The sequence below is a fragment of the Spirosoma utsteinense genome, from assembly GCF_014282275.1.
Lineage (GTDB): Bacteria > Bacteroidota > Bacteroidia > Cytophagales > Spirosomataceae > Spirosoma > Spirosoma utsteinense.
Map to the genome: position 1 here is coordinate 1 of NZ_VFIA01000092.1, position 6,710 is coordinate 6,710.

A 6,710-nucleotide genomic window follows, 5' to 3' on the forward strand; every position below is an offset into this window, starting at 1 on the left:
ACGCCGTCCGCAACAAGCTGATTCACCGGGTTTGTGCGGTTGTTCGACGGGGTGAAAAATATGACAAAAATTATGCGCCAGCCTTTTCATAACCCATAGAAATCGGTGCGGCAATACCTTGCGTCTCCTAGGCGTCAGCCCTTCGCGTCAGCTATACGTCTCCTATACGTCAGCTTTTTGCGGCAACCCTCTGCGTCTCCTTTGCATCAACCCTATGCATAAACCATCCGGTCAGGAGACGCAAAGGGTTGCCGCACCGGCGGATCGGTCTCTACACAGAAAACATAAAAACCCAATGAACCCAATTCTAAACGAAATTCTGGAAATTCCCGAACGGGCCGGCGAGGTCCTGGCTAGTACGATTGACCCGCTGCCACTGCATGTGCCGTACCTGGGCATGGGGTCGTCGTATTTTGCGCCACTGGCGTTTAAATACATGGGCGTGCCCATCTATCCGGAACTGGCGTCGTAATATTTCTACTACTTGGCGAAGGGTCAAAAAGCGCCGACATAACCGGTAAAGCCCGCCCGAAGGAGACTGGCAGAGATCGTGGCGCATTTGAGCAGTAAACCCGTTCGTGAAATCCCGACAGAACGAATGCAGCCCATGTGAAAATTTTGAAATAGCTCACCTGCTTGACTACTGATAGTCAATTTCATGTTTTTACGAAAGACCGGATGCTGGGGAGGAGACCTTACTTTTTTAAAGTAAGAAACTGATAGAATGACTATAGTTTACGGTTTATGCCTTCACTTTTCCGGTATTCGACCGGCGAAATACCCATCTGTTTTTTGAACAGCCTTGAAAAATAGAACGGGTCGTCGATGCCCAGTTGAGACGCTACTTCATTGATGCGCAAATCACTGAAGTGGAGAAGTTGACAGGCTTTCTGAATCCGGAGGTGGTTAAAATATTCGATAGGCGCGTAGCCGGTATCCTGCTTGAACTTTCGGGAGAAAAATGAGCTGGATAAATTGGCTGATTGGGCAATATTGTCCAGTGTAACTGTTTTCGACAGGTTGCTTTGCATGTAGGAAATAGCCCTGTTGGTTGGATTGGCCGTTGCGGCAGGCACCACTTCTTTCTGGAAGTTATCCGGTAAAATGAACGAGGCCAGTAAATACGAAAGTGTCAGGTTAGCCGCCAACAAATTCGACTGGCTGTATCCATTCAGAAAAATATCTACTATCTGGTTGAATAGCTGGATTCGCTCATCGGAAAAGCCAACCCGAACGGCTTGCGGAGCCGCTTCTTTCTCATTCTTGGTTGCTATTGTCACTGCAGCACACTGATTGCCGCTGAGGTGAAACCAGTAGATTGTCCAGGGATTATCGGTATCTGCTCCGTAGGAATGTGGTACGCCGGGGGCAATGGCAAATACTGACCCCGCCTGTATGGTCACCCGTCCATGGGGTACCTGAATCCAGCCCATGCCGTCCGTACAGTAGAGCAGAATAACCTGCGACATGCCGTTTGGTCGCTGGTAGTAGTGGTACCGGGCCTTCGGGAAAAAGCCCATTTGAGTGATGAACAAGGTATTGATCAGGGGCATTGACCGGCATTTTTCGACTACCTCCTTCGGGATTTCAATCATCCGCTCACCGGTAAATCCCCGCCCTTTTCGATTCTGTCGCTTCGTTGGCATCGATCAACTACAATTTGGGGTTGAAGGTAAGATAATCTATGCTTTAGCCAAAATTCTTCATCTGTCCGGTCTTAGAAAAACTGAATTTTGTGGGTGTAAAGTGCAATTGGCACGTAGAGCCTGTTTAGGATTACGGATTACGGTCCGTATAGGGTGGGTTGTAGCCTGGACGGCCACGTCCGGGGGTAAACGGGATATCTGCCTACCTGGACGTAGCCGTCCAGGCTACAACCCACCGCCTGACTGACAGGAAGGCCCGTGTGAAAGCCTAAACAGGTTCGTAAATTCTTACTGATAGCATTGACCGTTCGGTTGTCAATGCTGTCAGAAAAACCTTTTTTATGAAAAACTTCTTTTTGATTATTTTCTGGACTGGCTTACTGTTGACCAGGGCACTAGCGCAACCCGCAATGACGGGCCAATCCTTTGCTATATGGACAGCGTCGGAACTTTTGCTTAACAACGGCGTCGTTCAGCGAACCATCAAACTCCCGGCCTCAGAAGGCAGCTTTCTGACGACCGAATACAAACCCGTTGTGGGTGAGTTCAAGTATTTTCAGAAGATAAATCCTGACTTTCAATTCGAGATCAACGATAAAACGTATACCGGTTCCGACTCCTGGAAGCTGGTTCAGGTTCAGAAAATTACCGATGCAAAACAAGGCGACGGGGCTGCGGTAACCCTGCGCAGCAAAGACGGTAATTTCGAACTGACCGTCAACTTTCTGCTGTACCCAAACTTGCCCGTTATCCGTAAAAGCTTAACCATTAAAAACCTGACCAACGAGCCGGTTCGGTTGGAGTCGGTCGACGTGGAGAAGCTCATCGCGACCCCTTACTACGCTACTACCTTTAGCTGGATTTGCCACGATTATGGCCGTCGGCGGTCCATCGGCCCCTACGACGGCAATTTTCAGGATGCGCTACTGACGGTTCACAACAGCGACTGGCAGCAAGGCATCGTCATTGGCAACGAGGCCGCCGGGGTGGTGAAACATACCTCGGTGTTTTGGGATGAGCCCGCTATTCTGAGCGGACTAACGCACAAGGATGCCCGCTTTCCGTTTCGGAAGTACATTGACAAAGGCGAGTCGTTCACGACACCGCAGGTATTTACGATGGTCTATAACAACCATAAGGACCCCGACGAAATACTGAATACGGCCGTTCCCGATTTTGTTCGGAAGCACATGGGCATACGGCTTTCTGAACTGGCCCGGAAACCGACCTTTGTCTACAATACCTGGGAGCCTTTTCGAAAGGAAATCAATGAGAAGCTGGTGATGGAACTGGCTAAATCGGCGGCCGATGCTGGGATGAAAGAATTTGTCATTGACGATGGCTGGGCGGATAATTATGGCGACTGGATTATCGACAAAACCAAGTTCCCCAACGGCCTGAAACCTGTTTTCGACTACATCAAATCGTTGGGCATGAAACCCGGTCTTTGGGTTAGCGTGGGCAGTGCCTCGCCCGATAGTAAAGTCTATCAGGCTCATCCGGACTGGTTCGTGCTCGATGCCAAGCAGCAGCCCGCCAACCTCCACGAAGATGTTCAGAATATGCGCACTGCTTGTTTTGGAACGCCCTGGCGCGACTATATTAAAGACGTGTTGTTGAAACTCGCGCTGGAGTATGGACTTGAGTACCTGAAGCTGGATTTTACGGTGGTGACCAGCACCTACCGGTTTGGTAACAAGGTGACGGGTTGCTACGCACAACAGCATCAGGGCCACAAAGACCACCACGAATCACTGTACAGCAACTATGAGGCCGTCTGGAAATTATTCGATGAACTGCATGCCGCCAAGCCGGGTCTTTTCATCGACTGTACGTTCGAAACGATGGGCGGGTTGCAGTTAATCGATTACGCCATGCTCAAACATGCCGAAGGCAACTGGCTGTCCAATTTCAACGAACCCGATCACTATGGCGACCTGCGGGTGCGGAACATGGCGTGGTGGCGCTCTCCGGCCATACCCGCCACGGCGCTGGTGATCGGTAATCCGGAGATGCAGGACAAAGGCTGGGAAATGCATATTAAATCGCTGGCGGGTGCCCTGCCCATCATGCTCGGCGACCCCCGGAAACTAGCTGCCCCAGACCTGAAAAAATACCGGGCCTACGCCGATTGGCTGCAACGGATGGAAAACCGGCATCAGATCATGAGCTACCGGCAGGACCTCCCCGGCTTCGGCGAACCGATGGAAGGGATGTGGGACGGTTTCCAGCGGATAAACACCGAAACAAAGCAGGGAGGTATCATCGGCGTTTTCAAACATGGTGGTACCGAAACGAAGCGGATGGTCACGATCCGACACCTCGATCCCGTCAAACGGTATCAGGTCAGGTCGATGGATGGCAAGGTAGTGGCTTCCCTGACCGGGCAGGCGCTGCAAACGACCGGCTTTCCAGTGAGCCTAAACGAGCAGTATACCGGAGCGCTTTTTGAGATAAGTAGTAACTGATTAATCAAAGAATAACCTCAATCACTATGACAACTGAATCACTAACGTCTGAACAAATTCAGCAATACAATCAGGATGGTTACCTGATTGTACGAAATTTTCTGAACACCGACGAGGTCGAAAAGCTCTACCACGTCGCTATTGAGGACAATATGGTAAGCAAAAACGCCATTAACGTCAACGACAGCACGGGCAAACGCAGCAAGCTATCGCTCTGGTACAAACCGGGCAATGATGTGTATGGTCTGCTCACCCGAAGCCAACAACTGATCGACTCCGTGGATGCCCTGCTCGATGGCGAGGCTACGCGGTCCGTCGCTACGCAGTCCGGCGGTACGGTTTGTCATTTTCATTCGAAACTGATGCAGAAAGAACCGCTTGTGGGCGGGGCCTGGGAATGGCATCAGGATTACGGCTACTGGTATAAAAATGAGTTTCTGTTGCCCGATCAGATGATGTCGGTGATGGTCGCCATTACCGATGCCAACCGGGAAAACGGCTGTTTGCAGGTTATCAAAGGATCGCACAAAATGGGCCGGGTTGAGCACGGTTTTTCGGGTGAGCAGGTGGGCGCTTCCCAGCGCTACGTAGACCTGGCCCTGAAAACGATGGAACTGGTATATGTAGAGTTGAAAGCGGGAGATGTATTGTTTTTCCACAGCAATATTCTTCACCGTTCCGAAGCCAATTTATCCGACAAACCCCGCTGGTCGATGATTTCGTGCTACAACCGGACGTCGAATATTGGCTACAATGATTCGGCTTCGTCCATGTCGAGTATTACCCCCATCGACGTTGTGCCCAACGACGCACTGCTAACCTGGGAAGCCGCCGGCCTGTCTGAAGAAGGGGCGGATTTTCTGGCTAAAGAAGCGGATGTGTCATTGAAATGAGGTTGTAACACAGAGATTCACAAAGTTTTATTCTCACGCAATCAAGTTTAAATGAGCAGATTTTTGTCATCCTGACGAAGGAAGGATCTTCTAAGCAGGGGAATTTGGAAGATCCTTCCTTCGTCAGGATGACAAAAATCTGCTCTTAACTAAAAGCTTACTTACATCGCTGCGTAGCAAATAACACACTACTAAACCCCTCAACCTCATGGCCCTTATCATTCAGGCTCAACCGGAAATAAACCGGATGCAGGCCGATGTTAACCGAACATACGTGTACCGCATCAGTGCCATTGCTGCGCTGGGCGGGGTGCTGTTCGGTTTCGATCTGGTTATTATTTCGGGCACCGTCCCGTTTTTCACCCGCTATTTCGATCTGAACGAGTTTCAGACCGGTTGGGCCGTGGGTTGCATCAACCTCGGAGCCGCCATCGGTGCACTCATTGGCGGTAAGCTGAGCGATACGCTGGGGCGTAAAAAGCTGCTGATGGGCTGTGCTGTACTCTTTGCTTTCACAGGTGCCGGAACCGGCTGGGCGTCCAGTTTCCCCCTGTTCATTGCCTTTCGGATGCTGAGCGGGGTAGCGGTAGGCGCGGCAGCTTTGGTATGCCCGATGTACGTGGCCGAAATTTCGCCCGCTCCCATGCGGGGGCGGATGGTGTCGTTCTACCAGCTTTCGATCGTTATTGGTATTCTGCTGGCGTACCTGTCCAATTACCTGCTCCTGAATGCCGGTGTCAATAACTGGCGGTGGATGTTCTCCTCGCAGTCGGTGCCTTCGTTGCTGTTCTTTTTCGGCCTGTTCTTCGTGGCCGAGAGTCCGCGCTGGCTCATCCGGAAAAAGCGGTTACCCGAAGCGGAAGTCATTCTGGCGCGGATCGGTGGGGAGACGTATGCCCAGGCCGAAGCCTACCAGATCAAGGCCAGTTTTTTGCAGGAGACCAAAGAATCCGTCGGCGAGCTGTTCCGGAAAGACCTGTGGCCCATCGTGTTCATTGGTATTGTCGTCGCGGTTTTTTCGCAGGCCGTTGGGCAGAATTCCCTGTTTTCGTACGCGCCCGAGTTGTTTCGGCAAGCGGGCATGGCGCAGGATGCGGCCTTTTTACAGTCGATCATTATTGGAGTCATCAACTTCATTTTTACGTTTATTGCCATCAGTACGATTGATAAAATCGGGCGGAAGAAACTGCTCCAATACGGGTCGATCTTACTTTGTCTGGATGCGCTGGCGTTGTCGGCGGCTTTTTACTGGCAGTTGCCCGGTGCGTGGGTGCTCGTTTTTGTGCTGGCCTTCATCGCCATTTATTCGGCAACGCTGGGGCCGGTCACCTGGGTGGCGCTGTCCGAAATCTTCCCGAACCGCATCCGGGGCAATGCGCTGGCGCTGGCAACTTTAGCCTTATGGATCACCAATTTCTTCACCACGGCTTCCTTTCCCATCATGAAACAGTACTGGGGATTGCCGCTGACGTTTGGTTTCCATGCGGTTTTGTGTTTCGTCTACTTCCTGTTCGTTCGGGTGCGGATGCCGGAAACGAAAGGGAAATCGCTCGAAAAAATTGAACGGGAGCTAATCCGCCCCTAAGCCTTATTAGACTTGTTGCAATGGCATAATTTTGCTTTATGAATCTCTCAATTAAGGCTTTAAAAACTGACCGCCAATGGCGGTCGGCCACCGGTTTAGACCATCAACGCTTCGCTAA

General features: G+C 51.2%; 5 protein-coding genes. 4 read left to right on the top strand and 1 reads right to left on the bottom strand.

Going from position 1 to position 6,710, the window contains the following annotated elements:
* Positions 1 to 295 precede the first annotated feature (295 nt).
* Entirely contained in the window at positions 296 to 472 is a 177-nt protein-coding gene (locus FH603_RS27410) for a hypothetical protein (protein ID WP_186742423.1), read from the top strand.
* A 256-nt stretch (positions 473 to 728) separates the two neighbouring features.
* On the opposite strand, the gene FH603_RS27415 is transcribed toward FH603_RS27410, so the two are convergent.
* On the bottom strand, positions 729 to 1,646 hold the full coding sequence (locus FH603_RS27415; RefSeq protein ID WP_235985647.1) for an AraC family transcriptional regulator: 918 nt from the start codon (positions 1,644 to 1,646) through the stop codon (positions 729 to 731).
* Between the two features lie 341 nt (positions 1,647 to 1,987).
* Between FH603_RS27415 and FH603_RS27420 the strand changes: the two genes are divergently transcribed.
* The 3 genes from FH603_RS27420 (at position 1,988) to FH603_RS27430 (ending at position 6,592) form a co-directional block, all read left to right on the top strand.
* Positions 1,988 to 4,114 carry an alpha-galactosidase gene (locus tag FH603_RS27420; RefSeq protein WP_186742415.1) on the top strand — a complete coding sequence of 709 codons (2,127 nt, stop codon included), beginning with the start codon at positions 1,988 to 1,990 and terminating at the stop codon, positions 4,112 to 4,114.
* 26 nt (positions 4,115 to 4,140) lie between these two features.
* Positions 4,141 to 5,007 (top strand): phytanoyl-CoA dioxygenase family protein, encoded by an 867-nt coding sequence (locus tag FH603_RS27425; protein ID WP_186742417.1) that lies wholly within the window; start codon positions 4,141 to 4,143, stop codon positions 5,005 to 5,007.
* Positions 5,008 to 5,215: 208 nt separating this feature from the next.
* On the top strand, positions 5,216 to 6,592 hold the full coding sequence (locus FH603_RS27430) for a sugar porter family MFS transporter (RefSeq protein ID WP_186742419.1): 1,377 nt from the start codon (positions 5,216 to 5,218) through the stop codon (positions 6,590 to 6,592).
* The last annotated feature ends 118 nt before the right edge of the window (positions 6,593 to 6,710 follow it).

Excerpts from the sequence above, each read along its gene's own strand:
- FH603_RS27425 (WP_186742417.1), top strand. The coding sequence starts at position 4,141 with ATGACAACTGAATCACTAACGTCTGAACAAATTCAGCAATACAATCAG.
- FH603_RS27410 (WP_186742423.1), top strand. The coding sequence starts at position 296 with ATGAACCCAATTCTAAACGAAATTCTGGAAATTCCCGAACGGGCCGGC.
- FH603_RS27415 (WP_235985647.1), bottom strand. The coding sequence starts at position 1,646 with ATGCCAACGAAGCGACAGAATCGAAAAGGGCGGGGATTTACCGGTGAG.
- FH603_RS27430 (WP_186742419.1), top strand. The coding sequence starts at position 5,216 with ATGGCCCTTATCATTCAGGCTCAACCGGAAATAAACCGGATGCAGGCC.
- FH603_RS27420 (WP_186742415.1), top strand. The coding sequence starts at position 1,988 with ATGAAAAACTTCTTTTTGATTATTTTCTGGACTGGCTTACTGTTGACC.